Here is a 21,773-nt window from a genome sequence, read left to right as displayed (position 1 = left end):
GAAGCATACGGCGCAGCTAGGACCGAAGCCATGCCCATCACCGTTGTCACCGCCGATATCACCCAACTACGCGTGGACACCATCGTCAACGCCGCCAATCCCGGCTTGCTCGGCGGAGGTGGCGTGGATGGCGCGATTCACCGGGCGGCTGGACCCGCATTACTGAACGCTTGTCGTGCACTACCGGAAAGCGCGCCGGGTGTGCGTTGCCCGACGGGCGAGGTACGCATCACACCGGGCTTCGATTTGCCAGTGCGCTACGTGATTCACACCGTGGGACCGATCTGGCAGGGCGGCGATCACGACGAAGCAGAGCTGTTGAGCCACTGCTATCGCAACTCACTGCGTCTGCTGCGCGAACATCGGCTGCACACGATTGCGTTCCCGGCAATCAGCTGCGGTGTTTACGGTTATCCGGCAACGTTGGCGGCGGCAGTGGCCGCTGCCACGCTGTGCGATGAGCCGACCCATGATGCTTCCATTGACATTACTTTGTGCTGCTTCAGCGATGCCATGCGAGCGATTTTCCAAGGCGCGCTCAATGCAGTTTGAAGGGATAGAGCGGCGGCAGATCAGAGCCTTCATCGCCCTTGTCGGCCACACGCCAGATAAAGCCACGCTTGAAGACTTCAGCCAATGGCGCATCACTACCCGACATCGATGCACTGGCATAATGCTGCCGCTGCAAGCTTGCAATGGCCGCGCGTTGTTGTTCATCGCCCAGCAATGCGGTCAAGTCGCCCAAGTGCTGGATTGCCGGTCGTTCGATGCGTGCCCATGCCAGCAGGCTACGCACCTGCTCTGACGTATTGCTGCCGCGCGCGGCGACGAGGAATGCTTGCTGACGCTCGCGCGCCGATGCATTGGGCGCGTTTGGAATCGCCACCGATGCAGGACGCTCACGCTGATAGCGACGCCAGATCAGCCATGCCATCACGCTGAGCAACCACAAGGTAATACTGCCGATGGCGATCCAGCGCCATGGTGTCGTTGGTGCATTCGCTAACGTAACTGGCGCGAGAGCTGAAGCTGGCATCGCTGCGGTCGTCGGATTGGCCGTATGGACGTCCGAACCACTACTCGCTGGCAACACGGAAAAACTGTGCGCCGGAATCTGCGCAACCTCCATGCGATCGGCCAACACGTTCCACCACTTGAGCGTTGTTGCGGGGATCGTCAGCGTACCGATACGGTTGGGAACGATCGCAAAGGCTTGCTGCCGTTGGCCGACGATCCACGGGCCATCGTTGCGGCTGGTGGTGGTCGGTTTGTCCGGATATGCCGTTGCTCCATCCAGCGGCGGCATGCTGAGCGTTGGCAGCGCCTCCGCTGGCAAGCCGGTCGCCTGCAGGTTCATCGTGAGATTCAGCGGCTGGCCCACGCGCACCGGAGTCTGCGCATCCGGCAAACCATCCAGCGTAAGACTCATTTGGCGTGCCGGCAGCCACGCCGTACCGCCCCAGTCGACGGGCGTCGGCTTGATGTCGATCGTTACTGCGGGCGCCCTGGCCGACACCGGTTTGCGCGCGCCGAAGAAACTGTCCGGGTCCGCCGGATCGATTGCCACGCCCTGAAAATTCAGCGCGGGAATCTCGACACGACCGGCATGCTGTGGAATCAACGCATAACGCCGCTCCAGTACATGGTACTGACGCCCACCACGCTCAACCGAGTAGTTGGTATCGTCGCCGATCTTGTTGAACTGGATGCCATTGAGTTGCGGTGCTTCGAGCGAGCCATCGCTGATGGTGGTGGCGAAAAACAACCGCACCACGTAGCTCAGCTGCTGGCCGACATAGCCCTGATTCGGCTCGACCTGCGACTCCATGAAAACATCACGATGCGCGGCCACATTATCCGAAGCATCCGCCGCCGTTACTTCCAGTTGCAGGGGCGCCGTTCGACTTCCGGCAATATCAAGCGAGGGAATCTGCAAAGTGCCGGTATGGCGGGGTCGCAATACCACACCCAACGTCAGCTCGGACGTCGCAGCACCGTTGATCACGCTGACGCTGCTGTTTTGCGATGTACCTAGCATGTCGAAGTCGCTGCCCAAAACGCCGAGATCGGGCATGGCGAGATTGCTGGCATCGCCTTGGATGCGCAGATTCAACGTCACCGTTTCACCCAACGCCACACTGTTGCGATCCAGCGTAGCCTGCACGTCGGCCGCATGGACGAATGCCGGAATCAGCATCAAGGCGAGCAAGCACCATGCAATGAGTCGTCGATAGATCACGGTTGATCATCCTCGTTCGGCACGCCGCCGTGGCGCTGCTCGTATTCCAGTTGAAACTTCCGTCGCAACAACGCGCCAGGATCATCCGGCACACGCTGTATGGCCTGTCGCAGATCGGCCGGCAACTTGGAATCCGGATCGTCTTTCGACATCTCGCCGAGCTGATGGGTTGGCGGCGACTTGCTCTGCTGATCTTTGGACTGGCCAGCCAGCGCCTGATCCATCTGCTTCTGCAAAGCCTGCTGCGCCTTGTCAGCACTGGCCTTCTGCTCGGCTTGCTGCTGTGGAGTCAATGGCTTGGGTTGCTCAGCGGACTGGCTCTTTGCAGATGAATCCTCGCCCGTTTGATCTGGTTTGGATTGATCCGGCTTGGACTGATCCAGTTTGGATGGGTCTTGCGACGGCTGCTTCTGCGAATCAGGCTGGCCATTCTGTCCCGATTTATCCGATGGCTTTCCGGCATCCGGTGCTGGCTTTTGATCCGGTTTTTGTGAGGCATCGGACTTGCCGTCCTTTCCCTCTTGATCTGGCTTCGACTGACCTTGGTTGCCATCACTGTCAGGCTTTTTCGAATTTGACGAATCCTGCTTCTGCTGCTGGTTTTTATTCTGCTGATTCTCGTTTTTCTGGTTCTGGTCCTGCTGCTTTTGCTGTTTCAGCCAGTCCTCGACGGCCTTTTTATTCGCGGCTGCATCGGCGTTGGCCGGATCGATTTTCAACGCCTGTTGGTAGGCATCGATCGCCTCGTTGTATTGCCCCTGCTTGGCCAATGCGTTGCCGCGGTTGTACGCCGCGTTTGTGCCAGGCAGCGGCTGCAGAGTTTTGGCGGCAGCAGCATAGTCGGCTGCGCGATAGTCGGCCGCACCGCGCCAGGCGGGATCACGTGCAAGCTGCTGCGCCTGTTTGGCCGGGCCACCCTGACGTAATGTCTGCGCAGCCTGCTGATCTGGGCGTTGCCACAGGTCGCGCCAGTCGGTAGCCTCGGCGCGACCAGGCAGCATGGGTAGCAGGATCAGCGGCAGCAACAGCAGCCAACCGCGTCGGAAAGCCATCGCCACAACCAGCAGCAGCGGCAGCAGCAACCACGGACCGCGATCCTGCCATTCGTCACCCACTTGCCCGGCTGCGGCTATTGACGGACCGGCACGCAGCTCGCTTTTCAACGCATCGATGTCGCCGGCATCCGTCGTCATCGGCGCGTAGCGGCCACCGCCCGCAGCAGCCAGTGCCGCCAACGCTGCATCATCGCGATCGGCCATAACGATGCGATCCTGCTCATCGCGCAAAAAACCGCCGCTGGCCTGGGGTATCGGGCCACCCTGCGCTGTTCCCACACCGAGCACCGACACCCGCACACCCGCGGCATCAGCCACGCGAGCCGCCGCGTCGGCGGCGGCATCGGCCTGATCGGTAATCAATACCAGCGAACCGCCGGGTACATTGGCATCGTGAATCAACGCCGCGCCACGCTGGATCGCCAGCGCCGCATCGTTGCCGTCCACCGGCATGGTGTCGGGGCTCATGGCATTGAGCAAATCGCCGAGGCTGTTGGCATCGGCGGTCAATGGTGCCACCACGAAAGCCTCGCCCGCGTAACCGATCAACGCGTTAAGGCCATCTCGATTGCTGGCCAGCAAGTCATGCACCTTGTAGCGCGCTCGATCCAGCCGGCTCGGTGCCACGTCGCGCGACAGCATGTGCTGCGACAGCGATATCGCCACGACCTGGGCTGCTCGACTGGCGTAAAGCGGCTGCGCCACACGATTCCAGGTCGGGCCGGCCAACGCCAATGCGCATAGTGTCCAACCCACGGCGAACAGACCAGCTGGCATATAACGATTGGCTGCGCGACCACGCAACAGATGCGGCAACAGTTCGGCATCGACCAACCGGGAAAGTTCAAGCGGCACCGAACTCCGCCGCATACCGAACCAGAACAGCAGCGGCAGCGCGACAAGCGCGACGAGCCACAGTGGTCGCAAAAAATGAAACTGTTGCAACGCTTCATTCATGCGCGATGCCTCGCATTACATTGAGCCGGCGGGGCAAGATCACGATCAGTAAAAGCGCAATTGCAACGCCTAGCGGCCAGCGGAACAACTCATGCCGTGGTCGCAGTGGCGGTCCGTGTTGAGGCATCGGCTCCAGTGCGTTGATGGCGCGATAGGCATCGGCCAGCGCATTGCTGTCGGTAGCGCGAAAAAATCGCCCGCCGGTTTCGTTGGCGATGGTGGTCAGCATGTCGGCATCCAGATCGGCCGACGGGTTGACCAGTTGACTGCCAAAAAGTCCCGCGACGCGCATCTGGGTGGCGCCGATGCCGATAGTGTAAATACGCACACCGGCGGCCTTGGCAGCACGCGCCGCTTCGCGCGGCGCAATGCTACCCGCATTGTTCACGCCATCGGTAAGCAACACCAGCACACGCGCCTGCTGCGGCAATGCCGACAGGCGCTTTACGGTCACGGCGATCGCGTCACCAATAGCCGTCTCCGTGCCAGCCAGCCCTACCGTCGCACCCTCGAGCTGCGCCCGCACGGCGGAAAGATCAAACGTCAGTGGCGTCACCAGAAAGGCCTGACTGCCGAACAAGATTAAACCCATTTCATCGCCGCGCCGACGACTGATGAAGTCGCCGGCAATCGCCTCGACCGCACCGAAACGGCTGACCGCCTGGCCTGCCAACTGCATATCCTCGGTACGCATGCTCCCGGACAAATCCACTGCCAACATCAACGCGCGCCCGCTGTGCTGCTGTGCCTCTGGCGGCCCGATCCACTGCGGCCGAGCGGCAGCAACAAGCAGGCTCAACCAGGCCAACACCAGCAGCCACGGACCGATACTTTTTGCCGACTGGCTGTTCGCCTGCGCCAACCGGATGCCCGGCTGTGGCAGATGCAAGGCCTGCCCCGGCGCCACCGGCCGCAGCCAGCGCCATAACAACCAGGGCAACGGCAACAGCACGATGATCCACGGCCACGCGAACGTCGTCATGACCGCGCTCCGTCATTGCTCGGTGCACTCGTAGCGTGCTTCCATTTGGTGGGCTTCAATGCCAGTCGCAACCATTGCCGAACCGCCGCGGATGCAGCCGCTTGATCAAACGGTACGGGCGCGCGGTAAATCACTTGCTCCAGCGCCATCAGCCGATCCAGCGTCCCTGCATCGACCGGAACGCGCGCCAACGTTTGCCGCCATGCGTTGCCTCGCTGTTGCGCGGCGAGTACATCGTGCCGGCGCGCGACGCGACGCAGCAGCTGATGCATACCGCTCGCGAGCGCCGACGGATCGCCGTCTCGCTGGTACTGCTGCATCAGCTGATCGAGTTCAGCCAACACGCGCTCACGTTTTTGAGCCTGGCTACGATATCGCCGCCACAACCAAGCGCAGAGCGCCGCTATCATGAGCAGAAGCCCCGCCAGCATCCACCAGCCCGGTGCAGGTGGCCACCATGATGGATCGGGTGGCAAATGGATATCACGCAAGACCGGGCCCGGCGCTGCCGCTGCTGTCGATGATGATGATGCGGATGGAAGAGTTATCACGCCGATCTCCTGGCGCCAAGCACACCGACCACTACATCGAACGGATCAGCGGTAGTGTCGACATTGCCCCAGCGCAGGCCAAGCGAATGCGCCAACTCGCCGAGTCGCGCTGGTCCGGCACCGATGGCACGCTGAAAATCGCGACGCTGACGCTCGGATTGCAGGATCACTTCAGTACGCTCACCCGTCTGTTCCAACGGATAACGACCGGGTGGCACCAGTGCAAGTTCCAGCGCGTCGGCAACCACCAGAACACTTACAGCAGTGTGCCGGCTGAGATCCAGAAGTCGCTGCCGCGTGGACACGTCGCCACTGAATCCGTCGCTGATCAACAGCACGCGACTGGCACCACAGCGCAGACGGTTTGCACGCATCAATGCATCGGCCAGTGATTCTGTTCGATCGGACGTCGGCCTTGCATCCCACTCTGCCAGCGCTCCACACACGGCCAATGCGCCGCGAGGTCCAGCCTGTGGACGCAGTAGCGAATCAGCCTGACCAAACGCCATCACGCCAACCCACTCACCGGCACGCGCTGCATACCACGCTGCACATGCCGCTGATCTGGCCGCCTGCACCGATTTGAATCGCACCCGTGTGCCGAAGCGCATGCTGGCGTGGGTATCGACGAGGATCAGCAATGACCCCTCGCGATCTTCCTGAAAAAGTTTGGTGTGCAGCTTTCCGCTTCGGGCAGTGAGACGCCAGTCGAGTCGACGCACATCGTCACCCGCCTGATAAACACGGGATTCGGCGTAATCCATGCCGCGGCCGTATAAACGGCTGGACTGCTGACCGCTTCGCGCTGAACGACTGACCAGTGTTGCCAGCTTCGCACGTCCTACTCGTGTGCGCAGCGCGATCAGCTCAGCCAGTGAAACCCGAGTGCGACCATCGCCATCGTTCGATTGCAACATCACAGCACTCACGGCAGCGGCACGAGATCCAACAGACGATCGATCACGCGATCAGGACGCACGCCCTCGGCTTCGGCTTCATAACTGAGCAAGACACGGTGCCGCAAAACCTCATGTGCGATGCCGTGCACGTCCTCTGGAAGAACGTAATCGCGACCAGCCAACCAAGCGCGGGCACGCGAGCAGCGATCGAGTGCAATGGTAGCGCGTGGGCTACCGCCCCAGGCGATCCAGCGCTTCAGCTCCGGACCATAACGACCAGCGTCGCGCGTCGCCAACACCAGCTGTGTCAGGTATTCCTCCAACGCCGGCGCCATGTGTACCGCCATGGACGCTTCCCTCGCGGCGAAGACATCTGCCTGGCTCAGCAATGCAGGCGACGTTGCCGGCGCCTGACCGCGACGGCTGGCCTGCCCGCGCACCAATCTGAGAATGGCCAGTTCAGCCGCTGCATCGGGATAGCCGATGGTCACGTGCATCAGAAAACGATCGAGTTGGGCCTCGGGCAAAGCGAATGTCCCCTCCTGTTCGATGGGATTCTGGGTTGCCATCACCATGAATAATTCAGGTAAATGCCAGGTGCTGCGACCCACGGTGATCTGCTGCTCTGCCATTGCCTCAAGCAACGCCGACTGCACCTTGGCCGGCGCACGATTGATCTCATCCGCCAGCACGATGTTGTGAAACAGCGGGCCACGTTCGAACTCGAAACTGCCACTTTGCGGGCGGAACACGTCAGTGCCGGTGAGATCGGCAGGCAGCAGATCGGGGGTGAACTGTACTCGATGAAAATCCGCCTCGATCCGCGCCGCCAGTGCTTTTACTGCCGTCGTCTTGGCCAGACCGGGGGCTCCCTCGACCAGCAGATGCCCATCCGCCAGCAAGGCAACGAGCAGACAGTCGATCAAATGCGGCTGCCCGATGATGCTCCGCTGCAAGTCCTCGCGCAGTACCGTAAACGCTTGCTGCAGTGGGCTAATCGACGAAGTTTCAACTGTAGCCATGTTCACTCCATTTCCAAAACGGGCCCGATAGTCAATCAATAGAGAGGTATTGAATGCATCATTGAGCGGTGCCCTTCAGACCATCATCTTCGTCGTAAGTTTAATCGACCGACAAAAGTAACGGTTCCAGCAAAAAAAGAGGCGGCCTAAGCCGCCTCTTTTTCAAACGCATTGAGGCCTTACTGCAAGGTCTCACTAAGAATGCGCGGCGTCACAAAGATCAGCAGTTCTGCCTTGGTGTTGCTGCGCGACGTAGTTCGAAACAAAATACCAATCCCAGGGATATCGCCCAAACCCGGCACTTTGGTGACCGTGTTGGAATTGTTGATCTCATAGATGCCGCCCAAGACCACCGTCTGTCCATTATCGACCAGCGCGGAGGTATTGACTGAACTTGTATTGATGGTAGGAACTTGACCACTGCCAGGCACCGTAATGTAGCCGGCGAGTGCATCCTTGGTCACGTTGATCAGCAGGTAGATGCGGTTATCCGCGGTGATCGTCGGAGTCACCTTGAGCTCCAACACGGCATCCTTGAAGGCCACAGTTGCCGTGCCGGTGCTAGCGCCGCCACTTGCGGAATTCTGATAGGTGACATAGCCAATTTCCTGACCCTGACGTATCACTGCCTCTTGCTGGTTTGCCGTAATCACACGCGGGCTTGAAATCACTTCGCTGCGGCCCTCGGTCTGCGCTGCTTGCAGCTCCAGATCGAGTGCAAAATTCTTGCCGATGATACCCACGCCAATGCTGCCCGCCGCGCTGGTGAGTGGCAAATTGACGTTGAGGCCATTCGTTGTATAAGTCGTGCCAGCCGCGTTGTTGAAGTATTCACTGCTGTTGCCAGTGACGGTTGGAATACCTCCTCCCACAATCACACTTTTGTTACCGATAGCACGCGAGCCGCTTACACCCAACTGGGCACCAAGGTCTCTGGTGAATGAGTCGTTGGCGACCACGAGACGTGATTCGATGAGCACTTGCTGAACCGGCTTGTCCAGAACAGCAATCAGTTCACGCAATTGCTTGATTTTTTCGGGCGTGTCGTTAAGCAAAAGCGTATTGGTACGGATATCAAATGAGACGCTGCCGCGCGTCGACAAAAAGCCATGCTGACTGCTGCTGGTGCCGCTGCCACTGGTTGACTGCAAGCTGCCGCTAGTCAAGAGCTTGGCTATATCAGACGCTTTGCCGTAGCTAATTGGCACGTAATCGGTGACCAGCTCAGCTGTATCCTGTGCCTTCAGCTTCGCATCGGCGATGTCCTGCTCGTACTTTGCGAGTTCAGCCTGTGGCGCGATCCAGATGACATTGCCATCGCGACGCTTATCCAGGCTCTTGGCACGCAAGATCACATCCAGAGCCTGATCCCACGGCACATTATCCAGGCGAAGCGTGACACCACCGCTGACGCTATCCGAAGCGACCAGATTGAGACCGGATTCATCGGCGATCAGTTGCAGCGCCGAACGTACGGGAATGTCCTGAAAATTGAATGTCGCCCGTTTGCCGGTATAAACCGGCTCCTGACCCGCCTTGGCCAACGCTTCGGTTTTGGCATCGGTTTTCTTGGGCGACACCTCAACCACATACTGATCGGAAGTCTGATAACCCGATGTATCAGCGTCACCCTTTACGGCGATTTCGATATGCGCGCCACCACCTATGGCCGCCTTGGTGACAATGGATTGCACCGGTGTCGCAAAATCCAGCGTATCCAGACGTTGCGCCAAGTTGGCCGGCAGATTGGCGTGATCGATATTGACCAGCACCATGCCGCCCTTGTGCGTCATCTGGGCGTTGGCACCGGAACCGCTGAAGCTGATCAGTACGCGACCTTCACCGTTGGGGCCTCGGCGAAAATCGATATTGGAAATCGCCGGACCATTCATCGACGAAGGAAGCGCCTTGGACGGATCGATGGTGGCAACCGTGGTGACGGATTGATCCGCAGCGCCGTTATTGATGGTCAGCAGCAGGCTGTGACCTTCGACGCGAGTGCGGTAGGTCGATTCACGCATCAGCTCGACCACGACGCGAGTGCGGCCGCCAGCGGTTACCGCCGAGACGCCCGAAGTCGAACCCTGCCCGATGTTCAGATGCCGTGCGGATGCGTTATCAGTGTCGGCAAAGTCAACCGCTATACGGGGCGGATTGCCTGTCGTAAATATCTTTGGTTGCGGCACAGGTCCGTTACCGAAGTCCATCTTCAGCTCGACGTTGCCACCTGGCAAAGCTTGGTAGCTGATGTTCTTTAACGTGGTGCCCGCTGCCACAGCGGTGCTGGCCCAGCCGGAGCTGGCAAGCAGCAAGCCTATCAATACGTAGTGACTCGCATGGCGCATGACACGGCCCCGAAAGGATTGGATTGGATTGGTCATAGCATCAGCCCCTGTATTCCTATTGCCCGGCAAGGGCGATGCTGGCGGGACGTTCCATCCAGCCACCATTACCGTTAGATACCAGCTCGACCAGATCGATGTGATCATCGCTTATGGTGATGACGTGCCCGTAGTTCTGGCCCATGTATTCACCCTTGTGGATACGATGGATCACTCCACCCGGATCCTTGATAAGCACTTCGGTACCGACGCCGGTGCCTACCGTACCGACCATCTTCAAGCTGTCCAGCGAAAACATTTCCAGCGGCTCCTTGGCGCGGTTTGCATCTGGGCGCGGACCACTATTGCCGGAACTCGGCTCGGTTTCGGCCAAGCTCGGGCTGAACGGATCGCGCTTGTCCTGATCGTCGTACTTGAATGTCTCGAAAGTCTTGATGACCGGCAGCGGCGTGATCGGCGCGCCCTTCTTGGCCTTTTCCTGCGCGATCCAGTCGCGTAAATCCGAGGTGCCGCGCGTGCAGCCACTGAGAACCAAGGCGAGCCCGAGCATCAGCACAACACGTAGCGGATTGATGGCAGCAAACATTTTCATTTCTGCCCTCCCGCCTGGGTGTTGCCCGATGCCTTGATGGTGCTGGTGCTCTCTTCATCGTCGAGGTAACGATAGGTTTTGACCGTACCCTGCAGGACGAGCTGGCCATCGCTGGCTACGCCCCCTTTCGACGCTGCCTTCGGCGTCAGCGAAACATCGTGCAAGGTCAGAATCACTACCCGTGGCAACGAAGCCACACCGCTGATAAAGGTACCGAACTGATGATAGGTGCCGGTCATACGCAAGGTGATTGGCTTTTCCGCGTAAAAATCCTTCGGTGTTTCCGGACCCGGCTGAAATAGTTCCGTTTGCAAGCCGGCGCTCTGCGCGGTCTGCGAGATATCGACGAGCAATTCCGGCATTTCGGTCTTGCCGGGCAGCTGACGAAGCAGCTGACGAAGCATGTCCTGCATCTCGTCGAGCTGCTGTTGCAGCGCTTCCAGATTGACGGCCTTGGCCTGTTTGGTCGAAAACTCCTGCTTTAACTGATCTTCCTTGCCGGCTAGCGTCGTCAAAGTATCCTGCTGGCCGCTTATATACGTATACCAGCCGATGAGTACGATGACGGCAAACACCAGTCCGGTAAAGAACATCTTGATCGACTGCGGCCAGCCACCGACGTTGTTGCGATCGAGATTACGCAGGTCATTGAAGAACTTCATGGCTTCGCCCCTCCCGTCGCAGGGACACTGGCTGACTTGGCCGGTGCGGCGGCAGAGCCTGCGGAAGCTGGTGCACTGGAGTCATCCACCTGATCGGGTTTCGGTCGACTCAGCGCGACATCCAAGCCAAATGTGTAAGGCATGCGCGTTGCCTCCACACTTTTCTCGGTCTTGCGAAGGTCGGTATGACCCAGCCATGGAGAGGCTTCGATATTGCGCATGTACTCAGCGACGCTGGCATTGGACTGCGCCACGCCATCGAGCGACATCGACTGGCCATCCTGCTTCATGCCCGTGAGCCGCCCACTGGACGGGATCGTTTTGACCAGCTCGTCGAACAGGTGGACCATCTGCGAGCGATCGGCCTGCAGCTGTTCGATGATCTGCTTACGCGCCAACAGATGGTCACGCACTTTTTCCAAATCCTTGATCTTGGCAATGCGCACGTCGACCTGGGTTATCTCGTTCTGCAGCATGGTGTTGCGATCGTTCTGGTTATCGATGCGCTCACCCATCCACCATCCCCAGAGCAGCAAAAATGCAATTGCCGCTGCAAAGGAGACGCCCAATTGAATGTAGAACTCGCGTTCGCGCTGCTTGCGTCGAGCAGCACGATGCGGAAGTAGGTTGACGTGTGCCATCAGTCGAAGCTCCTCAGGGCGAGGCCGACCGCAATCATCAACGCGGGCGCATCCTGAGCCAGCGACTGCGCCTGTACCCGCGGCGATAGCGACATCCGCGCCAGCGGATTGGCAACGATGCATGGCACGCCGAGCTGTTCTTCCAGCATCGCACCCAACCCTTCGATCGAGGCACAACCACCGGCCAGCACGACCTGGTCGACCTTGCTGTACTCGCTGCCTGCAAAGAAGAACTGCAGCAGACGGCTGATCTGCTGGATCAGCGATTCCTTGAACGGCTCCAGTGCCTCGCTTTCGTAGGATTCGGGCAAGCCGCCCTTGCGCTTGGCACGACCGGCTTCCTCGTAAGACAGGCCGAAGCGACGCATGATCTCGTCGGTAAGCTGCTTGCCGCCAAAAACCTGTTCGCGCGAATAGATGGTGCGTTGATTCCGCAGTACCGACAGCGTAGTCATGGTGGCGCCGATGTCCACCACCGCCACCAGCGCATCGCGCCCCACGCTCAGCTGATCAGCCATCATCGCAAACGCGTTTTCCATCGCGAATGCTTCAACATCAATCACACCGGCAATCAGGCCGCCGAGATCGAGGGCCGCCACGCGCATGTCAACGTTCTCGGTACGCGAGGCAGCCAGCAGCACATTGTTCATGTCCGGGTTGTCACGCACCGGACCCACCACCTCGTAATCGAGACTGACTTCGTCGATGGGGTAAGGAATGTACTGGTTTGCCTCGATCTGGATCTGACCTTCGAGGTCATCTTCAGAGAGATCGCTGGACATCGGAATGACGCGGGTGATCACCGCTGAGCCGGCCACCGCTGCCGAACCGTGCTTGAGCTTGGAGCCGGAACGAGCCAGTGCGCGACGGATCGCATCGCCTACCGCTTCGACCTCGACGATGTTTTTCTCGACCACGGCATTGGGTGGCAGGGGCTCGACCGCGTAATGTTCCACGCGAAAACGGCCGCCCGCCTGACTGAGCTGCAGCAGCTTGACGGCAGTCGAACTGATGTCGACACCAATCAGTGCCGGCTTCTTGGGTGTAAAAAGCCCCACGGTGTTTCCCCCTTGCCACTTGGCGCCCCTAACCAGAATCCTGGAGGGATGCGCAATGGCATTAAATCGAAAAATTAACGCAATAGCAACGGTCTACGTGCACTTTCTCAACTAATTGTCGTGATGTCCGCCACAATTGCGACCTTGCCTTGTTTGGCGCGCGCCTTGCTTGGCGGCGACGTGCTCATTCGGGGATATTGCTACATCTATACTCTGGCATGTTTTGACTCAGGTCTCGCTATCCCCACACCATGCGAATTCTCAAGCGATTGTTGCGCTGGGCTCTGATCCTGGCTTTTTCCGGTCTGCTGCTTGCTGTTATCGCGGTTGGCGTGGCGTATTGGTTGATCGCGCCAAGGCTTCCAGCCGTAGCCGTTCTGAAGGACTACCACATGCAGGTACCGCTGCGTGTGCTGAGCGCAGACGGCAAATTGATCGCCAGTTTCGGCGAGACCCGGCGCATCCCGGTAGCGATCGCCAATGTTCCCGATCAGCTCAAGCACGCGGTGCTGTCGGCTGAAGATGCCGACTTTTACCATCATCCTGGCGTGGATTGGCACGGTCTTGCCCGTGCCGGCTGGCACGTCATCGCAACCGGCGGTGACAAGGGCCCTGGCGGCTCGACGATTACCCAGCAGGTGGCGCGCAACATCTTCCTCAGTCCGGAAAAGCTCTACTCGCGCAAGCTCACCGAGATTTTCATCGCCCTGCGCATCGAGCACGAGCTGAGCAAGGACCAGATCCTCGAGCTCTATCTCAACAAGATGTTTCTCGGACATCGCGCTTATGGCGTTGGTGCAGCCGCGGAGTATTACTACGGCAAGACGCTGGATCAGCTGACGGTGGCCGAGTGCGCCATGCTGGCCTCGACCTTCCAGCTGCCGTCAGTGGTGAACCCCATCAACAGCCCCGCACGCGGCATCGCCCGAAGGAACTGGGTGCTGGGTGAGATGCTCAAGCACGGTTACATCACCCAGCCGGTCTATCAACAGGCGATCGATGAGCCGAACCACGCTTTCCCGCACGAGCAAACCATCGAGGTCGACGCCCCTTATCTCGCCGAAATGGTACGTCGGCAGGCGCTGGATCGACTGGGCAACGAGGCGCTGACCGAGGGCTATGTCGTCAAGACCACCCTGCAAAGCGATCGTCAGAAGGCGGCCGTGGAAGCACTGCGCAACGGGCTAGGCATCTATGACCACCGTCATGGTTGGCGCGGCCCGGAGGCGCATCAGGATCTGGCGGCCGATGCCGGAGAAGCCGATTACGACCGCGTGCTCTCCAGCTATTTCAGCATCTCGGGCATGCAGCCGGGGCTGGTCACTGCTGCCGACGCGACCGAGGCCACGGTTTATCTGGCCGATCACCAGAGCGCGAAACTCGAACTGGCCGCAATGAGCTGGGCACGCCCGCATATCGACGACGATCGTGTTGGCGCGGCGCCGACCACGGTCAGCAAGGTACTCAAGCGCGGTGACGTGATCCGCCTTTCTCGCGATGAAAAGGGCGAATGGCAGCTCGACCAGATTCCCCGTGCGCAGGCCGCATTGACCTCGATCGATCCGGAGGACGGCTCAATCCGTGCACTGGTCGGCGGCTTCAATTTCTCGCTGAGCAAATTCAACCGTGCCGTGATGGCCGCACGCCAGCCTGGCTCGAGTTTCAAGCCGTACTTCTACTCGGCCGCGTTCGAACGCGGGTTCACGCCGGCATCGATCATCAACGACGCGCCGCTGGCATTGCCTGATCCATCGCGACCCGGTGGCATCTGGACGCCGTCCAACGACGATGGAAAGTTCGCTGGCCCGATGCGTCTGCGCGAGGCGTTGGTGCAGTCCAAGAATCTGGTTTCTGTACGTCTGCTCGATGCCATCGGCGTTCGCTATGCACGCGATTACGTCACCCGCTTCGGCTTCTCGCTCGACTCCATCCCACCCAACCTGTCAATGGCACTCGGCACCGCGTCGGTTTCGCCGATGAGCATGGCGCGTGGCTACGCGGTGTTCGCCAACGGCGGCTACCTAGTCACGCCGTACTTCATCAGTGAGATCGACGACCGCAGCGGCAAGCCGGTTTACGTGGCCAATCCCGCCCGCGCCTGTCGCGACTGCCAGGAGCGTCTGCTGGATACGAGCCCCCCGGGACCACCGCCAGCCGACATGATCAAGACGCCGGCCAACGATGTTCCGGTAGCCACCACGGCAGCCCCTGCATCGGCCAGCAGCGTCGATGGCGTCGGCATCGCTGTCTTGCCTGCCGACGTGCACAATCAGAATGCGCATCCTCCGGTGCTGGCGCCGCTTGTCATCGACATTCGTAACGACTATCTGCTCACTTCACTGATGAAGGACGTGATCCTGCGCGGCACCGGTTCAGCCGCGAAGTCACTCAACCGGACCGATCTGGCCGGCAAGACCGGCTCCACCAACGACCATCGCGATGCCTGGTTCGTCGGCTTCAACGGCGATCTTTCCACGGCGGTATGGGTTGGCTTCGACGATTACGCGTCGCTGGGTCATGGCGAGTTTGGCGCCAAAGCCGCACTGCCGATCTGGATGGACTATATGGGCGAGGTGCTGAAAGGCCTGCCCATGAACACGTTGCCAATGCCGCCCGGGATCAGTACGGTATTGATCAACCGCGACAGCGGTTTGCCGACCTCGTCGGATGACCCCAACAGCATGAACGAAATCTTCAAGGTGGAGGACGTCGACCGCCTGCGTACCCAGGCCACTCAGCAGAAGGAACAGGACCAGCAGCACGCCTACGATATTTTCTAAATCGCCCATGCAGCGTGTCGCCATCCAGATAGCGCCGCACTGCAGGCAATCTACCGATGAGGAGCGTGTCATGTCCCGAGGCGAACACCACCGCATCCACGCGCACGACCGGCTACAGCGCAGCCGTTTGCGCATTGCCCAGGAAGCCGCTCGCTTGATGAGCGAGCACGGCATCCGCGACTTTCACCATGCCAAGCTCAAGGCCGCCGAGCGCTTGGGCATTCTCGATACACAGGCCTTGCCACGTAACCTGGAAATCGAAGAAGCGCTACGTGAGCATCAGCGTCTGTTTCTTGCCGATAGTCAGCCAAGATCATTGCGTCAGCGTCGGGAAGCGGCGGTCGAAGCTATGCGTTTTCTCTCCGCGTACGAACCGCGCCTGGTCGGCGCCGTGCTCGAAGGTACGGCTGATACCCACTCGGCCGTTTGTCTGCATGTGTTCAGCGATGACCCCGATGCGGTAGGTCGATATCTGCTCGACAACGGTGTGCCGATCGAAACACAGACCCGCCGGCTGCGAACCAAACGCGATGAGCAATCGGAATATCCCGTGTTGCTATTTGCCGCCGACGAGTTGCCGTTCGATCTCACCGTTCTGCCGCGCGACAGCCTGCGTCAGGCACCGCTCGATCGGCGCGCCGATGACACGCCCATGCGGCGGGCGACGCTTACCCAGGTGGAAATTCTGCTCGCGGAAAACGATGACGATGCGTTCGAGCAGAGACTGTCGGCGGCCTTGCGCTGACCGTCGACGTGCCGTATCTGGCGACGCTAAAGAAAAAGCCCGGGATAAACCCGGGCTTTTTCTTTCCTATCGATTGAGCGCAACAGACAGGCTTAGCGCTTCGCTTCCGGCAGATAGTCACGCACGTCGGCACCGGTATAGATCTGGCGCGGACGACCGATACGCGATCCGGGTGTTTCGTGCTGCTCGATCCAGTGAGCAATCCAGCCGGAGGTCCGCGCGATGGCGAACATCACCGTAAACATTTCGGTCGGAATGCCCAGCGCCTTGTAGATGATGCCGGAATAGAAATCAACGTTCGGGTAGAGCTTGCGCTCGACGAAATAATCGTCCTTCAGCGCCGCTTCTTCCAGCTTCATCGCCACATCGAGCAGGGGATCGTTGACGCCCAGTTCCTCGAGCACCTTGTGGCACATTTCGCGGATGATCTTCGCGCGCGGGTCGAAGTTCTTGTAAACGCGATGGCCGAAGCCCATCAGGCGGAAGCTGTCATTCTTGTCCTTGGCGCGTTTGACGGCAGTCTCGACCTTGTCTGGTGTGCCGATTTCCTTCAGCTGCTTCAGCACCGCTTCGTTGGCGCCACCATGCGCTGGACCCCACAAAGCGGTAATGCCAGCGGCAATGGAGGCGTAAGGATTCGCACCGGTGGAACCGACCAGTCGAACAGTCGACGTCGAGGCATTCTGCTCGTGGTCGGCATGCAGGATAAACAGTAGATCGAGTGCTTTCGCTGCCACCGGACTCATCTCCAGCGGCTCACTTGGCACTTCGAACATCATGTGCAGGAAGCGGTCGACGTAGGCGAGGTTGTTGCGCGGGTAGCGGGCAGGCCAGCCGATCGAATAGCGATAGCAGGACGCGGCAATGGTCGGCATCTTCGCAATCAGGCGAATCGCCGCGAGTTTGCGATCGGCCGGGTCATCGACATCCAGATCGTCATGATAGAACGCCGACAGCGACGCCACCGAAGCCGCCAGCATGGCCATCGGATGCGCATCGTGGTGGAAACCCTGGAAAAAATTCTTCTGCGACTCGTGCATCATCGTGTGATGCGTGATCTCGTGGTCGAACGCGTCGAACTCGGCCTTGGTCGGCAGCTCGCCGTTGAGCAGCAGATAGGACACTTCGAGGAAGCTGGATTTTTCTGCCAGCTGGTCGATCGGATAACCGCGATACAACAGCACGCCCTCGTCACCATCGATATACGTGATCGCGCTCTTGGTGCTGGCGGTACTGCCGTAGCCGGGATCGTAGGTGAAGTGCCCGGTGTCCTTGTAAAGCGTACCGATGTCGATGCACGCGGGCCCAAGCGTGCCGCTGATCAATGGCAGCTCACTACTGCGCTGGTTCGACTCATCCACCAGCTTGACGATCTTGGTATCGGACACGGGAATCTCCTTACATGTGGATCACCACCAGGAGCAGCCGCTGGGGCGACACCGGTCGGCGAGGGGAATGCTTGGTTTGCATGCCGGGGAAAGCATGCGGTGCTTCGAACGCCTGGGCGTTGTTCAACGCGAATTATCGCATAAGGCCTTGTGAACATTCGATCGCGAATGGGAGCTCAGCGAGCACAAAAAAATACGGGGCAAGCCTGCGCTCACCCCGTATCTCGAATCGTATCTGCAGGCCTTTCAATGGAGACGGCCCGACAGCGAATTATTCTTTTGTCGAACCCGCATAGCGGCGACGGAACTTGTCCACGCGGCCGCCAACGTCAAGCGTCTTCTGCTTGCCGGTGTAAAACGGGTGCGAGTGGCTGGAGATATCCACCTTGATCAGCGGGTACTCGTTGCCGTCTTCCCACTTGATGGTTTCCTTGCTGGACATGGTCGACTTGGTCAGAAACGCGAAGTCGGACGACAGGTCCTGGAAAACGACCGCTTTGTTGTTCGGATGGATATCAGGCTTCATGACAGACTCTAAAGCGATGGAAACAAGAGCGGTATTGTAACGGTCGTTTGCCCGTCACTGCAACCCCGGAGCTTGTCCGCCTCAAACGACGACGCCCAAGGCACGCCGTACCATAGCGGCAAAGCGGGCCTGATCGACCTCCAGCACGATGTCGGCGTTGATCGGCCGGCCAAGTCGGCCAGCCCAATCAACCACGGTAGCGCCGCGGGTCAGACGCCCGTCGAGCTCAACCGAAACCGCACGCTTTTCGCGACGGGTGACGATCGACGGATCGATGGCCACAGCCATCGCCAGCGCGTCGGCGGCAATGACGCCTTGCCGCCCGTGCGTCAGGTTGTAGGCACGTGCGGTACCCACAATGCTGTCGTAAAACTTTGCGCGCTGATCACCGGCCTTCAACCAGTCCTCAAACTCTGCGTCGTCAAACGCATGCCGCAACGTGGCCTCCCAGTCGACCAGCTCGAACTGTGGAAACGCCTCGAACACCACATGCGCCGCCTCCGGGTCGAAGCCAATATTGAACTCGGCCGGCACCTTGCCGGTATTGCCGTGACCGGTGACCGCGCCACCCATGATCACCAGCCGGGCAACCCGCTCGGGCAAGCTGGGATCGATCCGCAGCGCCAACGCCAGGTTCGTCAACGGCGCCAGCGCGACGAGTGTCAGCTCACCCGGCCGTTCGCGGGTGAGACGCAGCAATGCGAGCGCGGCGGGCTCATCCGCAGGCATGGCTCGTGGCGACGCAAATCCCACATCACCAAAACCATCCTGACCGTGCACAAATGCCGCGTCTTCTTCCGGTGCACGGACCAACGGTGTGGCGCAACCGGCAAAGATGGGTGTCGCGGCATCCAGCAGATCAACAAGGGTGCGTGCGTTACGCACGGTATGGCCCAGGCCGACATTGCCTGCAGCGATGCTCAGGCCCGCAACATCGGCATGTGCGTGCGCCATGAGGATAGCGAGCGCGTCGTCCACGCCGGGGTCGGTGTCGATTAGAAGCTGGGGCTTGGTCATGGGGACAAGTCGAGGATGAAAGAGCTTCGTAGTTTAGAGGTAACAGGCAGGCCAGATCTCGCGAACGCTCTCAAGCCTTGATTCCTGTTACCCGTGACCGAAAGGAATCCTTTTTCAGGGCTCCCTATTCTCCACGCTCACGCATGCACATACAGCGCGGCGCCACCGATCCAGCGCTCTATCAACCGCTCGGTCTGTGCTGGATGTTGGGCCAGCATGCGCTCGCCAACCTGCTGCACCGCTGGCAACAGATGCGCGTCGCGAGCCAGATCGGCGATGCGGAAGCTGAGCTGTCCGGTCTGACGCGTGCCGAGTACTTCACCCGGGCCACGCAGCTCCAGATCCTTCTCGGCGATGCGAAAACCGTCGTTGGTTTCGCGCATGACCTGCAGTCGCTCCCGCGCCAGCTGTCCGAGCGGCGGTTGATACAGCAGCACGCAATTGGACGCGACCGCTCCACGCCCGACGCGCCCACGCAACTGATGCAACTGCGCCAAGCCAAGCCGCTCACTGTTCTCGATCACCATCAGACTGGCATTGGGTACATCGACGCCCACCTCGATCACCGTGGTAGCCACCAGCACAGACAATTCCCCGGCCTTGAATGCATCCATCGCCGCCTGCTTTTCTTTCGGCTTCATGCGACCGTGAATCAAGCCAACTTTGAAGCCAACCAGCGCAGCCGACAGCTCAGCGTGTGCTACTTCGGCCGCTTGTGCGCGCAATTGCTCGGATTCCTCGATCAGCGTGCACACCCAATAGACCTGTCGCCCTTCTCCGCACGCGGCGTGGATGCGCTCGATCACCTCGAACCGGCGCGCGTTGGAGATCGCAATCGTTTGCACCGGCGTGCGACCGGGCGGCAGCTCATCAATGGAAGAAACATCCAGGTCGGCGTAGGCGCTCATCGCCAGCGTGCGTGGAATGGGCGTGGCGGTCAGCACCAGCTGATGCGGCACCAGACCGCTGATGTGATCGGCACCCTTGTCACGTAAGGCAAGCCGCTGCTGCACGCCGAAACGATGCTGTTCGTCGACGATCACCAGTCCCAGTTGCGCAAAGGCCACGCCTTCCTGCATCAACGCATGCGTGCCGATCGCCATCGACGCACCCTCGGCGATCCGCTGCATAGCCTGCTGCCGCGCCTTGCCCTGCTGCTTGCCAACCAGCCATTCGACAGCGACACCGAGCGGCTGCAGCCAGTGTCGGAAATTGCGCAGATGCTGTTCGGCCAGCAACTCGGTCGGCGCCATCAGTGCGACCTGCTGACCGGCCTCAATGGCAGCCAGCGCAGCCAGTGCAGCCACCACGGTTTTGCCGCTGCCGACGTCGCCTTGCACCAGTCTCAGCATCGGCTTCGGCTGGGCGAGATCGCGCGCCACCTCTGCAGTTACACGTTGCTGCGCGGCGGTCAATGAGAACGGCAGTTCTTTCAGCAGTTGTTGGCGCAAGTTCCCATCGCCGCCCAGCACCGGCGCATGCCGACGGCGCACGGCCGCACGCATGCGCTTCAGGCTCAGATGCTGGGTCAACAACTCTTCAAAGGCCAGCCGCTGCTGCGCAGGGTGACGGCCAAGCATCAACTGGCCGAGGTGGGCATCCGGCGGCGGTCGATGCACGTAAAGCAATGCATCGCGCAACGAGGCAAGTCCGTGCTCTGCGCACAGTTCCGGCGGAATCAGCTCCAACTGCGCGGCAGGCGGCAGCAACGCCAGTGACTTCGCGATCACGCCAGCGAGCCGCTTCGTGCCCAGTCCTTCGGTCGTCGGATAGACCGGACTCAGCAATTCATCCACCGCAGCCAGCTCGTCAACGCTCAGCCGCTGATAGCTCGGGTGTACCATCTCCAGACCTTGCGCGGCGTGGCGAACCTCGCCATAGCAGAGCACGCGCGCACCAACTCGCAACTGCTCGGCCTGGGCGCGACTGAAATGGAAAAAGCGGAGCATCAAGGTCTGACCGCTTACATCGCCAATGGCCACCTTAAGCTGCGGGCGAAAACGGAAGCCGCGTTCGACCGCTTCGATGACGCCCTCGACTTGGGCTCGCTCACCGACGCGCAAATCCGCAATCGCGGTAACGCGGGTCTTGTCTTCATAGCGCAGCGGCAGGTGAAACCACAGATCCTGTACGCGTTCCAATCCGAGCTTCGCCAGCGTGGTGACCAACGCCGGACCCACACCGCTCAGCGCACTGACGGGCGCAATACCGGGATCAGTGGTTACCGTGGAAGAAGGACGAGGAATGCGCGCGCTCATGACGCCCAAGCCTAACCGAGCACACCCCATCGCCGTAAGCCGGAATCCTTACACAATCC

18 protein-coding genes are annotated in these 21,773 nt (G+C 60.1%); 3 read left to right on the top strand and 15 right to left on the bottom strand.

Going from position 1 to position 21,773, the window contains the following annotated elements; all coding sequences use genetic code 11:
* The first annotated feature begins 30 nt into the window (after positions 1-30).
* Entirely contained in the window at positions 31-552 is a 522-nt protein-coding gene (locus HDE80_RS09580; protein WP_184670274.1) for an O-acetyl-ADP-ribose deacetylase, read from the top strand.
* On the opposite strand, the gene HDE80_RS09575 is transcribed toward HDE80_RS09580, so the two are convergent.
* The 11 genes from HDE80_RS09575 to HDE80_RS09525 all read right to left on the bottom strand — a co-directional run bounded on the left by HDE80_RS09575 (position 539) and on the right by HDE80_RS09525 (position 13,000).
* Entirely contained in the window at positions 539-2,239 is a 1,701-nt protein-coding gene (locus tag HDE80_RS09575; RefSeq protein ID WP_184670271.1) for a BatD family protein, read from the bottom strand. The two genes, HDE80_RS09580 and HDE80_RS09575, sit on opposite strands and share 14 nt — an antisense overlap.
* Entirely contained in the window at positions 2,236-4,251 is a 2,016-nt protein-coding gene (locus HDE80_RS09570) for a tetratricopeptide repeat protein (RefSeq protein ID WP_184670269.1), read from the bottom strand. The genes HDE80_RS09575 and HDE80_RS09570 overlap by 4 nt, the downstream gene beginning before the upstream one ends.
* Entirely contained in the window at positions 4,244-5,233 is a 990-nt protein-coding gene (locus tag HDE80_RS09565) for a VWA domain-containing protein (RefSeq protein WP_184670267.1), read from the bottom strand. The genes HDE80_RS09570 and HDE80_RS09565 overlap by 8 nt, the downstream gene beginning before the upstream one ends.
* A complete protein-coding gene (locus HDE80_RS09560; RefSeq protein WP_345776435.1) occupies positions 5,230-5,784 on the bottom strand; it encodes a DUF4381 domain-containing protein in 555 nt (184 codons plus the stop codon). Before HDE80_RS09560 ends, HDE80_RS09565 begins: the two co-directional genes overlap by 4 nt.
* Positions 5,781-6,701 (bottom strand): DUF58 domain-containing protein, encoded by a 921-nt coding sequence (locus tag HDE80_RS09555; protein ID WP_184670265.1) that lies wholly within the window; start codon positions 6,699-6,701, stop codon positions 5,781-5,783. Before HDE80_RS09555 ends, HDE80_RS09560 begins: the two co-directional genes overlap by 4 nt.
* Positions 6,702-6,709: 8 nt before the next feature.
* Positions 6,710-7,705 (bottom strand): MoxR family ATPase, encoded by a 996-nt coding sequence (locus HDE80_RS09550; RefSeq protein WP_184670263.1) that lies wholly within the window; start codon positions 7,703-7,705, stop codon positions 6,710-6,712.
* Positions 7,706-7,884: 179 nt separating this feature from the next.
* Entirely contained in the window at positions 7,885-10,050 is a 2,166-nt protein-coding gene (locus tag HDE80_RS09545; protein WP_184670261.1) for a type IV pilus secretin PilQ, read from the bottom strand.
* A gap of 55 nt (positions 10,051-10,105) precedes the next feature.
* Positions 10,106-10,639, bottom strand: a complete 534-nt coding sequence (locus tag HDE80_RS09540) for a pilus assembly protein PilP (protein WP_184670259.1) — start codon at positions 10,637-10,639, stop codon at positions 10,106-10,108.
* Entirely contained in the window at positions 10,636-11,301 is a 666-nt protein-coding gene (pilO, locus tag HDE80_RS09535; RefSeq protein ID WP_184670257.1) for a type 4a pilus biogenesis protein PilO, read from the bottom strand. The genes HDE80_RS09540 and pilO overlap by 4 nt, the downstream gene beginning before the upstream one ends.
* Positions 11,298-11,942: a PilN domain-containing protein gene (locus tag HDE80_RS09530; protein ID WP_184670256.1), complete on the bottom strand. Its 645-nt coding sequence runs from the start codon at positions 11,940-11,942 to the stop codon at positions 11,298-11,300. The genes pilO and HDE80_RS09530 overlap by 4 nt, the downstream gene beginning before the upstream one ends.
* Positions 11,942-13,000: a pilus assembly protein PilM gene (locus tag HDE80_RS09525; protein WP_184670255.1), complete on the bottom strand. Its 1,059-nt coding sequence runs from the start codon at positions 12,998-13,000 to the stop codon at positions 11,942-11,944. Before HDE80_RS09525 ends, HDE80_RS09530 begins: the two co-directional genes overlap by 1 nt.
* Before the next feature lie 251 nt (positions 13,001-13,251).
* Here HDE80_RS09525 and HDE80_RS09520 point away from each other — a divergent pair, with 251 nt between their 5' ends.
* Complete coding sequence (locus HDE80_RS09520; RefSeq protein ID WP_184670254.1) at positions 13,252-15,780, top strand: penicillin-binding protein 1A; 2,529 nt, start codon at positions 13,252-13,254, stop codon at positions 15,778-15,780.
* Between the two features lie 70 nt (positions 15,781-15,850).
* Entirely contained in the window at positions 15,851-16,525 is a 675-nt protein-coding gene (locus HDE80_RS09515; RefSeq protein ID WP_184600556.1) for a hypothetical protein, read from the top strand.
* A gap of 92 nt (positions 16,526-16,617) precedes the next feature.
* Here the strand turns inward: HDE80_RS09515 and HDE80_RS09510 are convergent, their stop codons facing one another.
* From HDE80_RS09510 to recG, 4 genes are all read right to left on the bottom strand, one after another.
* Complete coding sequence (locus HDE80_RS09510) at positions 16,618-17,913, bottom strand: citrate synthase (RefSeq protein ID WP_184600555.1); 1,296 nt, start codon at positions 17,911-17,913, stop codon at positions 16,618-16,620.
* A gap of 271 nt (positions 17,914-18,184) precedes the next feature.
* On the bottom strand, positions 18,185-18,439 hold the full coding sequence (locus HDE80_RS09505; protein ID WP_184600554.1) for a type B 50S ribosomal protein L31: 255 nt from the start codon (positions 18,437-18,439) through the stop codon (positions 18,185-18,187).
* 81 nt (positions 18,440-18,520) lie between these two features.
* Positions 18,521-19,456, bottom strand: coding sequence for a nucleoside hydrolase (locus tag HDE80_RS09500; protein WP_184670253.1), 936 nt, complete (start codon positions 19,454-19,456; stop codon positions 18,521-18,523).
* A 137-nt stretch (positions 19,457-19,593) separates the two neighbouring features.
* Positions 19,594-21,714, bottom strand: a complete 2,121-nt coding sequence (recG, locus tag HDE80_RS09495; protein ID WP_184670248.1) for an ATP-dependent DNA helicase RecG — start codon at positions 21,712-21,714, stop codon at positions 19,594-19,596.
* Between the last annotated feature and the right edge of the window lie 59 nt (positions 21,715-21,773).

The sequence above is a fragment of the Rhodanobacter sp. A1T4 genome, from assembly GCF_014207185.1.
Taxonomy (GTDB): Bacteria; Pseudomonadota; Gammaproteobacteria; order Xanthomonadales; family Rhodanobacteraceae; genus Rhodanobacter.
Note: the sequence above shows the minus strand (reverse complement) of the source record. Positions and strands in the feature narration are given on the sequence as shown.

Bases quoted from the DNA above. Each gene is read 5' to 3' on its own strand.
- HDE80_RS09580 (WP_184670274.1), top strand. From the start codon at position 31: ATGCCCATCACCGTTGTCACCGCCGATATCACCCAACTACGCGTGGAC.
- HDE80_RS09570 (WP_184670269.1), bottom strand. From the start codon at position 4,251: ATGAATGAAGCGTTGCAACAGTTTCATTTTTTGCGACCACTGTGGCTC.
- HDE80_RS09565 (WP_184670267.1), bottom strand. From the start codon at position 5,233: ATGACGACGTTCGCGTGGCCGTGGATCATCGTGCTGTTGCCGTTGCCC.
- HDE80_RS09555 (WP_184670265.1), bottom strand. From the start codon at position 6,701: ATGTTGCAATCGAACGATGGCGATGGTCGCACTCGGGTTTCACTGGCT.
- HDE80_RS09550 (WP_184670263.1), bottom strand. From the start codon at position 7,705: ATGGCTACAGTTGAAACTTCGTCGATTAGCCCACTGCAGCAAGCGTTT.
- HDE80_RS09545 (WP_184670261.1), bottom strand. From the start codon at position 10,050: ATGCGCCATGCGAGTCACTACGTATTGATAGGCTTGCTGCTTGCCAGC.
- HDE80_RS09540 (WP_184670259.1), bottom strand. From the start codon at position 10,639: ATGAAAATGTTTGCTGCCATCAATCCGCTACGTGTTGTGCTGATGCTC.
- pilO (WP_184670257.1), bottom strand. From the start codon at position 11,301: ATGAAGTTCTTCAATGACCTGCGTAATCTCGATCGCAACAACGTCGGT.
- HDE80_RS09530 (WP_184670256.1), bottom strand. From the start codon at position 11,942: ATGGCACACGTCAACCTACTTCCGCATCGTGCTGCTCGACGCAAGCAG.
- HDE80_RS09520 (WP_184670254.1), top strand. From the start codon at position 13,252: ATGCGAATTCTCAAGCGATTGTTGCGCTGGGCTCTGATCCTGGCTTTT.
- HDE80_RS09515 (WP_184600556.1), top strand. From the start codon at position 15,851: ATGTCCCGAGGCGAACACCACCGCATCCACGCGCACGACCGGCTACAG.
- HDE80_RS09505 (WP_184600554.1), bottom strand. From the start codon at position 18,439: ATGAAGCCTGATATCCATCCGAACAACAAAGCGGTCGTTTTCCAGGAC.
- HDE80_RS09500 (WP_184670253.1), bottom strand. From the start codon at position 19,456: ATGACCAAGCCCCAGCTTCTAATCGACACCGACCCCGGCGTGGACGAC.
- recG (WP_184670248.1), bottom strand. From the start codon at position 21,714: ATGAGCGCGCGCATTCCTCGTCCTTCTTCCACGGTAACCACTGATCCC.